At 44.4% G+C, this 16,817-nt stretch carries 18 protein-coding genes; 3 read left to right on the forward strand and 15 right to left on the reverse strand.

Annotation, left to right across the window (positions count from 1 at the left end):
* The first annotated feature begins 72 nt into the window (after positions 1 to 72).
* Together sppA and ansA are read left to right on the forward strand one after the other, a co-directional pair.
* Positions 73 to 1,911 carry a signal peptide peptidase SppA gene (gene sppA, locus DQX04_RS02470; protein ID WP_111914211.1) on the forward strand — a complete coding sequence of 613 codons (1,839 nt, stop codon included), beginning with the start codon at positions 73 to 75 and terminating at the stop codon, positions 1,909 to 1,911.
* Entirely contained in the window at positions 1,908 to 2,921 is a 1,014-nt protein-coding gene (gene ansA, locus DQX04_RS02475; protein WP_111914212.1) for an asparaginase, read from the forward strand. The genes sppA and ansA overlap by 4 nt, the downstream gene beginning before the upstream one ends.
* Here the strand turns inward: ansA and DQX04_RS02480 are convergent.
* From DQX04_RS02480 to yceD, 14 genes are all read right to left on the reverse strand, one after another.
* Positions 2,918 to 4,885, reverse strand: coding sequence for a GGDEF domain-containing protein (locus DQX04_RS02480; RefSeq protein WP_111914213.1), 1,968 nt, complete (start codon positions 4,883 to 4,885; stop codon positions 2,918 to 2,920). The two genes, ansA and DQX04_RS02480, sit on opposite strands and share 4 nt — an antisense overlap.
* Positions 4,886 to 5,219: 334 nt before the next feature.
* The gene (locus tag DQX04_RS02485) at positions 5,220 to 6,002 is read right to left on the reverse strand and encodes a TatD family hydrolase (protein WP_111914214.1); all 783 of its coding nucleotides are present in this window, start codon (positions 6,000 to 6,002) and stop codon (positions 5,220 to 5,222) included.
* Between the two features lie 20 nt (positions 6,003 to 6,022).
* Positions 6,023 to 6,925 carry a hypothetical protein gene (locus DQX04_RS02490; RefSeq protein ID WP_111914215.1) on the reverse strand — a complete coding sequence of 301 codons (903 nt, stop codon included), beginning with the start codon at positions 6,923 to 6,925 and terminating at the stop codon, positions 6,023 to 6,025.
* Positions 6,913 to 7,533, reverse strand: a complete 621-nt coding sequence (gene tmk / locus DQX04_RS02495) for a dTMP kinase (RefSeq protein ID WP_111914216.1) — start codon at positions 7,531 to 7,533, stop codon at positions 6,913 to 6,915. The genes DQX04_RS02490 and tmk overlap by 13 nt, the downstream gene beginning before the upstream one ends.
* Positions 7,533 to 8,543, reverse strand: a complete 1,011-nt coding sequence (gene mltG / locus DQX04_RS02500; protein ID WP_165831922.1) for an endolytic transglycosylase MltG — start codon at positions 8,541 to 8,543, stop codon at positions 7,533 to 7,535. The genes tmk and mltG overlap by 1 nt, the downstream gene beginning before the upstream one ends.
* Positions 8,544 to 8,550: 7 nt before the next feature.
* The gene (gene pabC, locus DQX04_RS02505; RefSeq protein WP_111914218.1) at positions 8,551 to 9,336 is read right to left on the reverse strand and encodes an aminodeoxychorismate lyase; all 786 of its coding nucleotides are present in this window, start codon (positions 9,334 to 9,336) and stop codon (positions 8,551 to 8,553) included.
* Between the two features lie 8 nt (positions 9,337 to 9,344).
* Positions 9,345 to 10,586, reverse strand: a complete 1,242-nt coding sequence (gene fabF, locus DQX04_RS02510; protein WP_111914219.1) for a beta-ketoacyl-ACP synthase II — start codon at positions 10,584 to 10,586, stop codon at positions 9,345 to 9,347.
* Positions 10,587 to 10,690: 104 nt separating this feature from the next.
* Positions 10,691 to 10,930 (reverse strand): acyl carrier protein, encoded by a 240-nt coding sequence (gene acpP, locus DQX04_RS02515; protein WP_072155431.1) that lies wholly within the window; start codon positions 10,928 to 10,930, stop codon positions 10,691 to 10,693.
* A 104-nt stretch (positions 10,931 to 11,034) separates the two neighbouring features.
* The gene (gene fabG / locus DQX04_RS02520; RefSeq protein ID WP_111914220.1) at positions 11,035 to 11,772 is read right to left on the reverse strand and encodes a 3-oxoacyl-ACP reductase FabG; all 738 of its coding nucleotides are present in this window, start codon (positions 11,770 to 11,772) and stop codon (positions 11,035 to 11,037) included.
* 21 nt (positions 11,773 to 11,793) lie between these two features.
* Positions 11,794 to 12,711, reverse strand: coding sequence for an ACP S-malonyltransferase (fabD, locus tag DQX04_RS02525; protein ID WP_111914221.1), 918 nt, complete (start codon positions 12,709 to 12,711; stop codon positions 11,794 to 11,796).
* A 10-nt stretch (positions 12,712 to 12,721) separates the two neighbouring features.
* Entirely contained in the window at positions 12,722 to 13,681 is a 960-nt protein-coding gene (locus DQX04_RS02530; protein WP_111914222.1) for a beta-ketoacyl-ACP synthase III, read from the reverse strand.
* 33 nt (positions 13,682 to 13,714) lie between these two features.
* Entirely contained in the window at positions 13,715 to 14,740 is a 1,026-nt protein-coding gene (gene plsX / locus DQX04_RS02535; protein ID WP_111914223.1) for a phosphate acyltransferase PlsX, read from the reverse strand.
* A 5-nt stretch (positions 14,741 to 14,745) separates the two neighbouring features.
* Positions 14,746 to 14,916 carry a 50S ribosomal protein L32 gene (gene rpmF / locus DQX04_RS02540; protein ID WP_111914224.1) on the reverse strand — a complete coding sequence of 57 codons (171 nt, stop codon included), beginning with the start codon at positions 14,914 to 14,916 and terminating at the stop codon, positions 14,746 to 14,748.
* Positions 14,917 to 14,935: 19 nt separating this feature from the next.
* A complete protein-coding gene (gene yceD / locus DQX04_RS02545; RefSeq protein ID WP_207916205.1) occupies positions 14,936 to 15,565 on the reverse strand; it encodes a 23S rRNA accumulation protein YceD in 630 nt (209 codons plus the stop codon).
* Between yceD and DQX04_RS02550 the strand changes: the two genes are divergently transcribed.
* The gene (locus tag DQX04_RS02550) at positions 15,559 to 16,173 is read left to right on the forward strand and encodes a nucleoside triphosphate pyrophosphatase (RefSeq protein WP_207801075.1); all 615 of its coding nucleotides are present in this window, start codon (positions 15,559 to 15,561) and stop codon (positions 16,171 to 16,173) included. The two genes, yceD and DQX04_RS02550, sit on opposite strands and share 7 nt — an antisense overlap.
* On the opposite strand, the gene DQX04_RS02555 is transcribed toward DQX04_RS02550, so the two are convergent.
* Positions 16,112 to 16,813, reverse strand: coding sequence for an HAD family hydrolase (locus tag DQX04_RS02555; protein ID WP_111914226.1), 702 nt, complete (start codon positions 16,811 to 16,813; stop codon positions 16,112 to 16,114). The genes DQX04_RS02550 and DQX04_RS02555 overlap by 62 nt on opposite strands.
* Between the last annotated feature and the right edge of the window lie 4 nt (positions 16,814 to 16,817).

Below are 16,817 nucleotides of genomic sequence, written 5' to 3' on the forward strand. Positions count from 1 at the left end.
AATCGGTACACTAGCATAACTATAAAAACACTAAATAACGACCTCTTTCGACGGGTATAGGCGTTTAGCAATATGAGTTGGATTCGTTTGATTTTAAAAAAAATTAGAGCTGCTTTTCACTTCTTCAAAAAGGTGGTCGTCAACTTAGTTTTTATCATTCTTGTGCTGTTCGCTGGGCTTCTGATGTTCAGCGGCCCTGATTACACTGAAATTCCGGAATCTGGATATCTGGTGATCAATCCGAACGGTTACCTAGTAGAGCAAGTTAGTTATACCCCACTGATTGAACAGATTAGAAATAACTCCTTTAGTGGCCAAAGAGATGTTTCTGAGATTAGTGTTTATGACCTAATGGCCGCGGTAGACCATGCTTCACAAGACGAAAGAATTTCTGGAATCGTTTTGGACTTACGTTACTTTGCTGGCGGCGGCTTAAGTAAACTGACTCAATTTGCCGACAAACTAATTGAATACCGCGAGCAGACGGGCAAACCAGTCTATGCATTTGGAGAATATTACAGCCAAAGCCAATATTATGTTGCGGCGCACGCAACTGAAGTATTCCTAGATCCGGCAGGTTCGGTCGATCTACAAGGGTTTTATACCTACCAAACCTACTTGTCCGGTTTATTGGAGCGTTTAAATATTAAAGCTCATATCTTTAAAGCCGGTGATTACAAAAGTTCAGTTGAGCCCTTTTCTCGAAATAGCATGTCTCCAGAGGCGCGAGAAGCAACCTCGTCTTGGTTAAATCAGCTTTGGAGCTATTATATCGACAATGTGACCGAGCACCGTATTGTTGACCAGCGCGTAGCAAGCGGTTTACTGGCAGACTATTTATCTATATATGAAGAGGTAGGATATAAGCGAAGTGAACTTGCCGTTCGCGCAGGTCTAGTCGATACGCTTTCATCGCGTCAAGCGTTCTATGATCACGCTAGTGAAACGGCAGAACACAATGACTTTACCCAAATAAGTTATCGTGATTATTTGCAAACAAGAGAACATGAAATAGGTGCTACAGAACACGACCTACCCGAAGTAAGAGTTATTACGGTATCTGGCGAAATTTATTACGGACACAGCGGGCAAACATCCAACGCTGGCAGCTTCGATGTTATCAATGAAATTCAAGAAGCAAGAGAAGACGACAACGTAAAGGCGGTATTGCTCCGTATTGACAGTCCAGGGGGCAGTGCTTTCGCCTCTGAACTTATTCGCACAGAACTTATAGCACTTAAAGAATCAGGAAAACCCGTCTTTGCCTCTTTTGGGTCTACGGCGGCATCAGGTGGATATTGGATAGGGTTGGCTGCTGACCGTATTTTCGCAACACCAAGCACACTAACCGGCTCTATCGGTGTGTTCGGAATCGTATTTACCATGGAAGAGGCGCTTTCTAATGTTGGTATTCAATCAGACGGTATAGCAAGTACTGAGTACCCATTTATCGACAGCTTCCAAGACTTATCTCAAAGCGCCGAGGTTATTTTGCAACGCGATGTAGACACAACTTATGAACAATTCGTAGGGTTAGTCGCTGAATCTCGCGCTATGAATTACAACCAGGCTTTAACAGCTGCAAATGGGCGTGTATGGACCGGTACGCAAGCACTATCTCATGGCTTAGTAGACGAAATTGGTGACATTACCGAAGCGATAAATTCTTTAGCGGAACACGCAGAGTTAGAAAACTATATTGTTAACCGCTCGTCCAAGGAAAGGTCTTTCTTTGCTCAATGGGTGAGCCAATTGTTCAACAGTAAGGCTGTTGAAAGCAATTTATTTAATCAGCAACGTCAAACGTTATTGCCACGCGTATTAAACGAGCTTGAGCATATTGAACAATATAACGATCCGCGCAATGTTTACGCACGTTGTTACAGCTGTCAGGAGTTACTCGTACAATGAGTCACCGTAAAAAAATTTATATCGCGTACACAGGCGGTACGATCGGAATGATGCGTTCAGAGCAAGGCTACGTGCCGGCTCCAGGCTTTCTTGAGCAGTCTTTGAAAGGTATGCCTGAATTTTACCGTCCAGAAATGCCTGAGTTTGAACTTTGTGAATACGATCCATTGATGGACTCGTCAGATATGAGTCCTCGTGACTGGCAACGTATAGCTTCCGATATTGAATCAAAATACGATGACTACGATGGATTTGTAGTACTGCATGGCACAGATACTATGGCCTATACGGCGTCTGCGCTTTCTTTTATGTTTGAAAATTTGAATAAACCCGTCATAGTAACAGGTTCTCAAATACCGCTTGCAGCACTACGTTCAGACGGGCAGGTTAATTTACTTAACTCCTTGTATATTGCTGCGCATTACCCAATACCAGAAGTTGGTCTTTTCTTTAACCACTACCTTTTCCGCGGCAACCGCGCCACGAAAGCAGATGCGGATGGTTTCGATGCTTTTGCTTCACCTAACTTTCCAGCACTTATCGAGGCGGGAATAGACATTGAACTTGTGGCTGGAAAAATTCAGGAATCGAACGGCGAAAAATTGCGTGTTCAACAGGTTACCGCGCAGGAAATTGGCGTAGTGACTTTATATCCTGGTATGAGCTCAACCATTATAGACAGTTTAATTAATCAACCAGTTAAGGCCCTTATTATAAAAAGTTTTGGAGTCGGTAACGCACCTCACAAAGGACCTTTAATTGAAGCCATTGGGCGCGCTGTTGACGCGAATATTCCGGTAATCAATATTACCCAATGCTTTAAAGGAACCGTGAATATGAGTGGGTATGCAACAGGCAATGCTCTTGCCGACATGGGGGTTCTGAGTGGCGAGGATCTTACGGTTGAAGCAGCGCTCACCAAGCTTCACTACTTACTAAGTAAAGGTATTAGTGATAAGCAGTTAGCTTTTGAATTCGCTCGAAATTTACGCGGTGAACTATCTAACTAGTCACCGTTTTCATCGGCTAAAGCCCACTGGTTTCGACCCGCACTTTTCGCTTTGTAAGCAGCTTTGTCAGCACGGCGCAGCATGTCTAATTCACTTTGGTCGGTTAGCTGGCGCTGCGCTACCCCTACACTAACAGTAACCTCAATTAACCCTGCTTCGCTGGTAACTTGCGAAATGCTATCGACAATTTGTTGTGCAATTTCAACAGCTCGCTCATTCGGACAGCCCGGTAAAACAACCACAAACTCATCACCACCTAACCGCCCTACCCAGTCAGAGTCACGAATAATGTTGTCTAATGTTTGTGCAACTTCGGCCAACACCCAGTCACCTTTCTCATGCCCAAAGGTGTCATTTACAAGCTTAAAATTATCTAAATCTAGGGCTAAAAATACGAGTTGCTTATTAAACAACTGAGCGTCGTGCCAAGAATTATGCATAACTTGCTCGAGCCCTCTTCGATTGAGAATTCGGGTAAGTTCGTCGCGGTAGGCTTTCGACTGTAAGTCTTCAATTTTGGAATTCCGCTCTGTAACATCAGTAACCGTTCCTACATGCCCTAAACAAATACCATGGTCGACTACAGGCTTACTTTGAATGTGGAACCATTTCACGATGCCGTCCGGGTTTAAAAACTGCACTTCGGCCTCGTACTCGCGCTCTTCATTCAGTGCCTCCAACCATTGCTCTCGAATACCTTGCTTATCCTCTTCTTGAAAACCGTCTACAAATGCACCTTTCAACAAAGCTTCTCTCGTATGCCCAGTCATAGTCATAAAGGTTTCATTCACGTATTCCAAACGGCCCTCACGGTTAGCCATAAAGTGCCCTACAGAGGATGTACTTAATACGAGGTCGAGATACGCTTCTTGCTGCTTAAGTTCTTGTCGCGCACTTTCCTTTTCACGTAAAAGGTCATTGAACCGTCCAACCAAGACATCCAACTCGTCTAACCCTGTTAATCCCAAATCGATAGCTTTACCCGATCTAACTCGCTCAACATTGTAAGTTAAACGTTTGAACACCTTCAGTCTTCGCCGAACAATAAATGATATGAGTAAAATAGCGAAAAGCGCAGCAATGGTGCCAGTTTGCAGTTGTAGCATTTGTAGCGAGGAAATTTCTTTATATACGTCACTTAAGGGAATAGCTACACCAACCACCCAAAGCGAATTTGGGAGTCGTTTATAGGTTTGTAACCAATTTTCGCCGTCGTATTGCTCTACAGACGCTGCATGTTCGGCAGAGCCAAGGCGAGATGCCACCACCATTTGTCTGGAAGCAGGTAACACACTATTAAACTCTGTATAGTTAGGATGCAAAATCACATTAAGTTGCGGCGACAGGAGACCTACTTCATTATGGCCACCAACAGACAACTCACCTAAGCTTTGAAAAAATGAACTGTTTGCAATTTCGGTGTTACCTACCAACACATACCTAGCAGCTCCTTGAACTACTACAGGCATTGCAAAACTTAGTATTCGTTTTTCAGACACGTAGAGGCTAATCGGCTCACTAATCTTAAATCGCTCAGAGGCAATAACCTCTGGTAGTACGTAACTTATGACGAGCTCTTTGGTACTTTCCGTTGGTCGCATCGATTCATTTGAGGTTTGAAGCAACTGGCCATTCGAAGAAATAAGCCAAAGCGAGTCAAATTCGGCAGCTTGCGTCATTGTTTCTGAGAGCTGGGTAAACAGCTCTTCGGCTCCCTCCGGCTCACCTTGAGACGACATTCTGCTTGCTAACGTTTCCAGCACGATTTCTCTATTACGCAGCATCTGCTGTACGGCAAAACCTACATTTTCAGTGCGTTCCATCAACTCATGCGTTGCTCGCTCTACCATGGCTTCTTTTTGGTATTTAAACGAAACAATAGCAATACTTGCCATCACAATAATGAGAGCAATTGCGAGCGACAAAGTTAGGTGAAATGACAGCCTAGAGGGAAGCTTCATCATAATGTACAAGCGCCGTGATTAAGATACTTTGAGTGTAGTAGCATTCCATTAAAAGCCAAAGTAAAGATCAAAAAACACAGAGACTTATCGACAATTTACACACAATTTAAAGAATTCAAAGGAAAAAAATTTGAGAATAAAATTTTAGCGACTATATTTTATTTATATGCTTATTTTTTAAGCATTTCGTAGGATTCTCCCTGCGGCGACGTATCATTTAAACATCGCCGCCTTTGCAGGAGTTAGCGCATGGCTCGAAAGAGCCTTTTCCCCTGAGCTCGGAACACCTGCCTTGGTTCCGAGCTTTTCTTTGTCTTCAATTTGGCTTCACTAACTAAAGCTGACCATTGCCTTTCGCTAGTTTGAACAAATCGTAAAAGTTCGTGCGAGTTTGCTCTGCTACCTCCGCTACCGAAATACCTTTCACACCCGCAATACATTGGGCTACGTGAGGCACAAAACCAGGTTGATTTTCCTTTCCACGGTGAGGAACTGGTGCGAGCCATGGAGAGTCAGTTTCTATAAGCATTCGATCGATAGGCAATGCTTTAACGACTTCCCTAAGTTTTTTCGCATTATTAAAGGTCGCGATACCGGAAATTGATATGTAAAAACCAAGGTCAATGGCTTGCTTTGCCATCTCCAACGACTCTGTAAAACAATGGAGAACTCCACTACAACGCTCTGCACCGCCTTCTTTAAGCATTCCAATGGTGTGTTCGCGCGCGTCTCTTGTATGGATAATCAGTGGCTTGTCTACTTCGCACGCAATTTCTATATGACGAGCAAAGCTGTCTTGCTGTTTCTGGTGATACTCTTTGTCGTAATAGTAGTCTAAACCGGTTTCACCCACGGCAACAACGCGATCGTCTTGCAAACATTCTCGTAACACCGCTTCATCTAGATTGCCCTTTTCCATGTAAAGCGGGTGAACACCACAGGAAAAACTAACGCCACTGGGGTTTCCTACGGCTTCACGCATCTCTGGGTAGTCTTCAAGCGTTACCCCCACACATAAAACATGTTCCACATTCTGAGACTTGGCTTCACGCAAGATATCAGCGGGCTTTGCGTGCTTAATTTTGTCTAAGTGACAATGAGAATCTACAAACTGCATAAATGTTGTCGCTTTAGCTTCTATTGAAAGGACTTCACGGCTATGTCACTGAATAATGAATGAATAAGTGTATTCATATTCATGCCGCCTGACTGGTTCTGCTTCTTAAGTTCAAGTACCTGATTATACCAAGAAAGCAGTTCCGGTTCGACGCTTGCCTGTTCAAGGGTTTGTGTCCTGATTTTTTTCTGTAAGCTTAAAAGGAAATCATCAAGCCATTGTTCCAGCTCTTCACCTTTGTCGGGAAACTCTGGAAGCTGACCTGCCAATAATTGTTGCAGAGCGTTTGTCGCCTCTAAATTACTCGACTGCAAATCAGCTAATGCTTTGAGCGGCCGAGACTGAGCATAGGTCAGCGTATCGGAATCTGTTTGCTTGATACCAGAATGAGCCTTTAACCAATCATGCAATTCCTCAAGGCTCGGTTTAGGCAAAGAAAATAGCGTTAACCGACTTCGTATGGTTGGCAGCAATCTAGAAAAACGTTCAGGAGAAACAATGAGGTAAGTTTTTTCGGGCGGCTCTTCAAGTACTTTTAACAACGCATTGGCTGCTGCTTCGGTCATCTTCTCTGCATGTTCTATCCAAATAACCTTACATCCGGATTGATTAGCCCTTGCCCACACGCGCTCCTGCATTTTTCGAATAACATCCACACCAATCTTTTTATCATCTTCTGGAGTTACTCTAAGAAAGTCAGGGTGGTTACCAGCCTCAAATAACAAGCAAGACTTACAACGACCACAAGCACTATTTCCATCTTCCTGACACATCAGCCAGGCGACCAAAGCTTGAGTTATGCGTTGGCTACCGGCGTCTGGTTGCCATGGAACCCCGATGGCATGAGGTAGCCCCTTACCATGCTTAGCCTGTACCCACTGCATCCACAATGGGCTTAACCAGGGTAAATTCACTTCGGCCATTGTTGCTCCAAAGCGTCGATGATTGCTTGTTTAACTTCAACTTCGTTATTATGCGCATCTATAGTCACGATACTATCGTCTATATCCGCGAAATGTTGATAAGCTTCGCGAGTTCTTTCGAAAAAGCTAATCTGTTCTTTTTCTATGCGGTCTAGCGCACCACGAGTTCTAGCTCTTTGCAAACCTACCTCAGGTGTAATATCTAGATACAACGTTAGGTCAGGCTTAAATCCGTGTAACGTAATTTCTGAAATTTGAGCCAGTAATTCTTGACCAAGTTCCCGACCTCCGCCTTGATAAGCCCTTGAAGACAAGTCATGTCGGTCGCCAACAACCCAATATCCGTTTTCTAAAGCCGGTTTAATCTTGTTCTCTACCAGCTGTGAGCGCGCTGCATACATCACGAGAAGCTCAGCCTCTGCCGTAACCTTCTCTGCCCAGTCTCGCTTAATGAGTTCTCTTAGTTCTTCCGCTAACGGCGTTCCGCCAGGCTCGCGAACTTGCTCGAATGCTAAGCCTCTTTGCTTCAACCACTCACAAACCGTAACAATTGCCGTTGATTTTCCGGCACCTTCTAATCCTTCAATAACAATAAACGCAGGTTTCATTAGTTTCTCTGATACTGTTGTACGGCTCTATTATGTTCGATCAGCGATTTAGAAAACACATGGGTTCCATCATTTCGACTGACAAAATAATAGTAATCTGTTTGCGGTGGATTGAGCGTTGCCTCTAGTGCCGCTCTACCTGGCATAGCAATAGGTGTTGGCGGCAAACGATTAATGCGATATGTATTATACGCGGTATGCTCTTGAATATCAGAACGGTAAATTACACCTCGATACCTTTCACCTAAACCATAAATAATTGTGGGATCAGATTGTAGTCGCATCCCTCGGTTTAGCCGGTTCACAAACACCGAGGCCACTAGGCTACGTTCACCGTCGGCTCCTGTTTCTTTTTCTACAATCGAAGCAAGAATGAGGGCTTCGTAAGGCGACTGAATAGGTAAACCTTCCTGCCTGTTTTGCCACAACTCTTCTAGAATGGTTTCCATTTGCTGGGCGGCTTGGCGGTATATCTCGGCGTCACTGGTATACGCATGAAACCGGTAGGTATTGGGGTGTAATAGTCCTTCCGGGTGCCCAGCCGAAAAAGGAAGCTCTAATTGTCTAGCAACCTCTTGTGCAGAGAGACCGTCCCACTCCAATTCCAACCATGGGTGCTGGGCGATAATTTCGCGCCACTCTTTGAAATTCAGCCCTTCAGCAAAGGTTATTGAGAATAAATGTTGCTCTCCATTGCTGAACATTCTCCAGAGACTAGCTAATGAAGTGGATTCTGGCAGTGAATAAACGCCCGCATGTAACTGAGAAATGTCTGTAAATATTCGAGATGCCAAATATGCGTGTTCCGCAGATTTTACCACTCCAACTTTTTCTAATTCATTCAGTACTTTTCGTGCGGTAAACCCTGGCTCGATTTCAAAATAGACAACATCGTCACCCACTGAAATCTCTTGTTCATAAACATTTTTTAAATAAAAGTAGCTTGTTGCTATTAACGCAATACCAAGCACCAAGCCAATAACAAAAGTAACTTTTATAATTCTAAACACTAATCGCTTACCAACTTCCAAGATCGTAGAGACTACGTTGTGTAAAACCGTTAAGGTTGTTTGCATTAAGTGTACGGACGCTTACAACCTCTAGCAAGGAGTTCGTAATAACTATCTCGTCCGCCTGTTGTAGATCGTCAAGGTTAAATTCCACACACTCAAAGTCTGGCCTCTGCGACAGTATATGTTCACGAATTACGCCTCTAATTCCAGAATTTCTCAAGCTAGGCGTACGCCAGTTTGTACCCCATCGACAAAAAACATTACCGGCCGTCGCTTCTACTACCTTTTGGTCTGTATCGAGAACGATAAGGTCGTTAAAACAAGGCTTATCACCTAACTCCATTTTAAGCATAACTTGCTCTAAACGGTTCAAAGTCTTCAAACCTCGAAGCTCAGGCATAACAGTTCCTAACCTTCGTTCAGCAACACCTACGTTCATTCCCTGTTTCTTAAACTCGGCATAATCCTCCGGAATAGGAAAAACAGAAATAATCACATTTACGTGTTGCTCTAGCGGCACTTGATAACCACGACCACCTTCTCCCCTAGTTATGGTTATTCGGGCACCACAATCGCAAGGCATGTCGTTTTCTTCAGCTTCATGCTTCAAGCACCTAAGTATGTATTCTTCACTTGGCGTGTCGATTCCTAGCACGCTGCAACACTCTGTTATACGTTGCCAGTGAAGTAACCAAAAGCTTGGAGCCCGATTACTAATGCGTAATGTAGTGAAAAAGCCATCACCATAAAGAAAGCCTCGGTCTTTAATCGATATTTTATCGCTATCCATTTGCCACCTTACTCATAACGAGTAAACAACAAGCTTCCATTTGTGCCACCAAAGCCAAAGGAGTTACATAACACGGAATGAATGCTTCGTTTCTGTGCAGTGTGGGCTACAAAGTCTAGGTCGCATTCATCTGCTGGGTTATCTAAATTAATGGTAGGTGGAGCAATTTGGTCCCGGATAGCAAGAATGCTGAATATTGCCTCTACCGCACCGGCAGCTCCTAACAAGTGGCCTGTCATCGACTTTGTAGAACTCACACATAGTTTGGATGCATGCTCGCCAAATACGCTTTTAATTGCCCTCACCTCAGCTACATCGCCAGCGGGCGTTGATGTTCCGTGCGCGTTAATGTAATCCACGGTCGATTTTTCCACTTGTCCGTCGTTCAACGCGTTGATCATTGCTGCAGCAGCACCCTCTCCATGTTCTGGCGGAGACGTCATATGATAGGCGTCTGCGCTCATACCAAACCCTTTAACTTCAGCAATAATATCGGCACCGCGCTCTAAAGCGTGTTCAAGAGACTCTAGAACAACGACTCCTGCACCATCACCAAGAACAAAACCGTCGCGGTCTTTGTCCCAGGGCCGGCTTGCCTGTTGAGGTTGATCATTTCGTGTCGAAAGTGCACGTGCTGCATTAAACCCGGCTATACCTAATGGCGTTGAACCTTTCTCAGCTCCCCCAGCTATCATCACATCGGCATCTCCGTAAGCAATAATACGAGCGGCTTGTCCAATGCTGTGAACGCCTGTGGTACAGGCTGTAACAATAGAAAGATTAGGACCTTTCAGGCCATGTAGCATTGAAACTTGGCCAGAAATCATATTAATAATCGAAGACGGTACAAAAAATGGAGATACTTTTCGTGGACCACCTTCTGTGAGTTTTTGATGGTTCTCTTCAATACCTTTTAACCCACCAATACCCGAACTAATCATTACACCTATGCGATGACAATTCTCGTCGGTCACTGCTAACTTTGCATGCTCTATAGCTTCCTTTGCTGCCGCAACACCATATTGTACAAAGGTATCCATCTTCTTTACGTCTTTACGAGACATATAATTCGTCGGCTCAAAGTCTTTAACCAAAGCCGCAAACTTAGTGTTGTAATCGGTTGTGTCGAAATGCTCGATCATGCCAACACCAGACTGACCAGCCAGTACTGAGCGCCAAGTTGTTTCGGTATCTAAACCATTTGGAGAAATTGTACCTAGGCCTGTAATAACAACGCGTTGCTTAGACATAAACGAAATCCATAGTTATTTTTATTTACCAAGTCCCCTACTATAACGCAGATAAAAAAAGGGCGGAATGACAACATTCCGCCCTTTCTCTAGAATTCTACAGCTTACTCTTCAGAGTGCGCTTTCACGTAGTCGATTGCAGCTTGAACCGTACGGATCTTTTCAGCTTCTTCGTCTGGAATTTCAGTTTCAAACTCTTCTTCCAAAGCCATAACCAACTCTACTGTGTCTAGAGAGTCTGCGCCTAGGTCGTTTTCAAAAGAAGCTTCAGACTTTACTTCTTCTTCTTTAACACCTAGTTGCTCAATAATGATTTTTTTTACGCGTTCTTCGATAGTGCTCATTTGGATCCCTCAATCGGTCTCTGATTAAATTTGCGGGTAGTTTAGACAAACGAACCGCATGATTAAAGCAAAAATTTAAATAATGGTGCGAGGTATGACCTCAACTAGGCCATATTCATCCCACCATTTACGTGAATAGTCTCACCTGTAATGTAAGCTGCACCTTCAGACGCAAGGAATATCACAGCTGCCGCAATTTCTTCAGGCTTACCTAATCGAGCAGCAGGAATCGTATCAAAAATTTTGCTCTTTTGCTCTTCCGTCAATGCTTTTGTCATATCGGTGTCAATAAATCCTGGAGAAACCGCGTTTACGGTAACGCCTCGAGCCGCTATTTCTTTCCCTAAAGACTTAGTAAAACCAATGAGTCCGGCTTTCGCTGCACAATAATTCGCTTGGCCAGGGTTACCTGTTGTACCGACAACCGAGCCAATGTTAATAATACGACCGTTACGCTTTTTCATCATACCACGCATTACGGCTTTGGATATTTTAAACACCGCAGTAAGGTTGGTCGCAATAACGTCGTCCCACTCGCTTTCTTTCATTCGCATTAACAAGTTGTCTCGAGTGATACCTGCGTTATTCACTAATATATCAATAGCACCGAACTCGTCTTGAACATGCTTAATAAAGCTATCGATAGCATTCTCTTCGGTTACATTTAACCTCATACCTTGGCCATGGTCACCTAAATAGCTGCTAATAGCCTCCGCACCACTATCGCTGGTTGCCGTACCAATCACTTTAGCACCGCCGGCTGCGAACTGCTCCGCAATTGCACGGCCAATACCGCGACTCGCACCAGTAACCACCACTACTTTATCTGCAAAATTAGACATGCGTCCTCTCTTCACTCTTTATTATTCTGAAAACGTTTGAACGCTTTCAATATTATGAATAGCACCTACTTGTGCAGGTTTATGAATTCGTTTAACCAGCCCCGACAATACTTTTCCAGGTCCGACTTCATGAAACTCTTCTACGCCTTGAGAAACCAACCATTCGACGGTTTTTGTCCACTGCACTGGAGAATAAAGTTGCTGTACTAGTTTTGTTTTAATATCGTCGACAGATTCGGCGACTGTAACATCAACATTATGGACCACAGGAATCGTAGGTAATTCAATATTTACCGAGGTTAACGCCGCTTCAAGCTCTTTCGCTGCGCTTTGCATAAGTGCACAATGCGAAGGAACACTAACAGGTAATGGTAATACCCGCTTTGCGCCTGCCTCTTTACATTTCTCACCTGCGCGCTCTACCGCAGCTTTGTTACCTGCAATAACAACTTGGCCTGGAGAGTTAAAGTTAACCGCAGAAACAACCTCGCCCTGCTCACTTGCTTCACATGCTCTAATAACGCTTTCATCGTCTAAACCGATAACCGCAGCCATAGCTCCCACACCGGCGGGAACAGCTTCTTGCATAGCCTTACCACGCAAAGACACTAACCGAATGGCGTCTTGGAATGCTAACGCTCCAGAGCATACTAAAGCGGAATACTCACCCAAACTGTGCCCTGCCATGAAGTCTACTTTAGGTTCGCCTAGAGCACGATAAACCGCAACGCTTGCAGCAAGTATTGCGGGTTGAGTAATAGCTGTTTGGTTCAATTGATCGTCTTCGTTATGCTCAATAATCGACCATAGATCATAGCCGAGAGCTTCGCTTGCCTCTGCGAAGGTTTGCCCAACCACAGGTGTTTCTGCAACTAAGTCCGCAAGCATTCCTTTAGCTTGTGAACCCTGACCTGGGAAAATAAACGCTGTTTTAGCCATATTCAAAACCTTAATATGTAATCAATGCTGAACCCCAAGCGAAACCGCCGCCAAACGCTTCGAGTAAAACGCGTTGACCACGCTGAATGCGGCCGTCTTTAACGGCAACATCTAAAGCTATTGGGACGGAAGCAGCTGAGGTATTTCCTGTATAGTCTAACGTTAACACCACTTGTTCCAATGGCATCGACAATTTTTTAGCTGTTGCCTGAATTATTCTGAAATTAGCCTGATGAGGCACCAGCCAGTCAAGCTCTTCAGGGCTTAAATCATGTTGTTGCAGCGTAGTTTGCACCAATTCCGATAATTTCTGAACCGCAACTTTGAATACTTCGTTACCCTTCATATACAACCAAGCTTGTTCTTCTATAGCGTCAGGGCGTCGAGTGGGCAAGTCAGCGCCCAGTAACTCAGCATATTCGCCAGCACAGTATATATGCGTCGAAAGAATGCCTGGCTTCTCACTAGCCTCAAGCACAGCAGCACCTGCACCATCGCCAAAAAGTACGATCGTATTGCGATCTTCAGGGTTACAAAGCCGAGACAATACGTCACTACCCACGATCAGAATTTTTTTCGCTGCCCCGGTTTTAATATACTGATCGGCAACGCTCATAGCGAACATGAACCCAGCGCATGCTGCAGCCACATCGAACGCCGCAGCATTCTTTGCTCCAATCGCAGCCTGTAGTTCGCAAGCAGCACTTGGGAAGGACTTATCTGCTGAAGTGGTCGCTACAATGACCATATCTAGCTCAAGCGCATCAATATTTGCAGAGCGTAATGCATCAGTTGACGCATGAGCCGCCATTGAAACTACGTTTTCATGCGCCTCAGCAATTCTGCGTTCACGAATACCAGTTCGCTCACGGATCCATTGATCAGAAGTATCTACACGTTGTTCTAATTGTTGGTTGGTTAACCGTTGGGAAGGAAGATAATGACCTGTGCCAACAATTCTAGTAAACATATCCAGCCTCATCGTTACCTTCGAGTAATTTGGCTAGGACTGCTCTCCTAGCTCTGCTGCAATTTGATCATGAATGCGGCTGGGTAATTTATTCTCAGCCTCAACTTGAGCCTGCTTTATTGCACTAAAAAATGCTTCTGCAGATGCATTGCCGTGACTCTTTATCACAACACCGCGCAATCCTATCAAAGATGCACCGTTATACTGGTCGGGCTTGAGCCATGAGAGTGAGTTTTTTAGGCGTTTATAAACGAATAATGCCAGTAGTTTACTAAACCAATGCGTTTTCAACGACTGATTAAGGTTTTCATAAAGAAGTCGAGCCATTCCTTCACAGCTCTTCAATGCAACATTACCTGTGAATCCATCGCACACTATAACGTCAGCTTTACCAGCAAATATGTCATTACCTTCAATAAAGCCAACATACTCTATAGCCTGATTTTCTTTTAGCAGTTGCGCTGCATTTTTGACAACGTCGTTACCCTTGATTTCTTCCTCGCCCATATTGAGTAAAGCAACTCTAGGACGCTTCACACGCGCAACTTCCGTTGCCAGAACCGACCCCATGACCGCGAATTGGTGCAAAGTTTCAGCGTCACACTGAGGATTAGCGCCTAAATCGAGTAAAAAGCTTTGATGTCCCTTCTGATTAGGAAGTGGAGCGACCAAGGCAGGTCGAATAACACCAGGTATGGTCTTCAATTTCAGGTAGGACAACGCCATGAGTGCGCCAGTGTTACCACAACTGACACAAGCGTCGGCATCGTTTTCTGCGACAGCGTCAATGGCTAAACGCATTGATGCTTTGGGCTTACTTCGAATACATTGTCCAGGTTTGTCATCCATCTCGATCACTTGAGCACTATGAACAATTTGATATCGAGAGGAATACTGGGAAGGAATCGACCGGAGTAATGGCTTGAGTTCTTGCTCATCACCGAACACCAGAAAATGGGTAGTAGGAAACGCTTGCAGCGCTCGTTTGAGCGCTGCAATTATGATGGCGGGACCTCGGTCACCGCCCATCGCGTCAAGTGCAAGCGTTATAGGACGCATGCGACTTATTTAGCGGTAACTTGCTTACCTTTGTAGTATCCGTCTGCAGATACGTGGTGACGACGATGCGTTTCACCGCTAGTTTGGTCTACAGACAATGCAGCTCCGTTTAAGCTATCGTGCGCACGACGCATACCACGCTTAGAACGGGTTTTACGATTTTGTTGTACAGCCATTAGAGTTCTCCTGGTACAGTTATTTCTTTAACTTTTGTAACACCGCAAACGGATTGGGTTTATCTTCCTCTTTCGGAAGCTCACCGAATGTCATGGTATTACGATCAATTCTGCAATCTTCTTCAGCATGCATTGCAACCAGCGGCAGTGCGAGAATTAACTCATCTTCAACGATTTGATGAAGGTTTAACTCTCCAAACTCGTTTAATTCCACTGGGTCGTAATGCTCAGGCAAATCTTCAGCTTTCACTTTCTGATTGACTGGTGCATATCGAAATTCACATGTAACCGGTACATCCATATTTTCACCACATCGCTGACAAGCAACTACCACCGTTGTTTCGGCAGTACCGTGAATGAAAACTAGGTTCTGTTCGTCACGATCAAATGTAAGGCATACGTCTGCCTCACCTTTTATTTCGAGTGACACATCCTGCAGTCTCTCAAGAGAAGCCGTTGGTACTTCACCATTATAGCTTAATCTCTTCGTTGCACTGCGTATTGGATCGACCGTTACGGGTATTCTAACCTTTTGCATAGCGCGCGAATAATACTGATTGTCGCTTTCATAGTCAAAGGAAATTGCGAAATATAAGCTATTTATGTCATTCTTTTCGCCTATATGGAAAAAGGATAAATGCTGTGCCAACTACACAACAACCTCTTATTGTTTTAGCTTCTAGTTCACCTTTTAGAAAAGCATTGTTAAAAACCCTCGGTTTAGCTTTCGAAACCTACTCACCTGACATCGATGAAACACCTCTTGAGCATGAAGACCCGAAAGAGTTGGTGCTGAGGCTCGCAGCTGCAAAAGCACATAAAGTAGCAGCGGTTTACCCTAACGCCATTATAATAGCGTCAGATCAAGTCGCTGTTTGCGAAGGCAAAATACTAGGTAAGCCAGGAAACCACGAAAACGCATTAAAGCAGTTGTCTCTTTTTCAAGGTAAACGAGTTAGCTTCTTTACCAGTCTCACTGTCTTAAACAGCGAAACCAAAGAACAAGAGAGCGATATTGATGAGGTCGAGGTTACTTTCAGGACTCGTTCTCAAAAAGAACTCGAGCATTACATAAAGCAGGAACAACCATTTAACTGTGCGGGAAGCTTTAAATGTGAAGGGTTAGGCATTAGCCTTTTCGAGAAAATAGAGTCGAGCGACCCCAACAGTCTAATCGGGCTACCCTTGATAAAACTTACAACAATGCTTGAGCACGCTGGCGTGAGCTATTTACACTTTCGATCCAGTCATGAATAGTGCTCTCGACGTCATCGAAAGTATGGCAAAGACCGAATGGACTCTCCGCATTTAAAGTATGTGCGTCGTGAACACCGAATGTAACGCCTAATGACTTTATTCCCGCATTATTAGCCATGCGTAAATCGTGTTTAGAGTCACCGATCATAAGCGTGTCTTGGATATCTGCCCCCTGCTCTGCCATAAGGTCCTTTAACATAGCAGGGTTCGGCTTTGAAGGAGCTTCAGAGGCACAGCGAGAATTCACAAAATAGCGTTCTGTTCCTGTCTCTTCCCAAACACGTAATAAACCAGGTCGGGCTTTCCCTGTAGCTACTGCGAGCGGAAACCCTTGTTTATGAAGACGCTGCAAAAGCTCTGTAGCACCATCAAACATCGGGCTCGGTGTAGTATCAGCATCTATATAGTAATGTCTGTAGATATCTATTAACGCGGTTTGTTCTGCTTTGTCGTAACAGTCAAAAAGCACTTCAAGCGCTACCGGCAAACTTAAGCCAATAATGTCTCGTGTAGCTTGTTCGGTAGGCACGGGTAATCGAGCATCGGCGGCCATTTTTTGCATACAAGAAACGATTCTAGGGATGGAGTCCATTAAGGTTCCATCCCAGTCGAATATAATAAACGGTTTGACTGAGCTCATTCTG

It is taken from the genome of Aliidiomarina sp. B3213, from assembly GCF_003290085.1.
Lineage (GTDB): Bacteria > Pseudomonadota > Gammaproteobacteria > Enterobacterales > Alteromonadaceae > Aliidiomarina.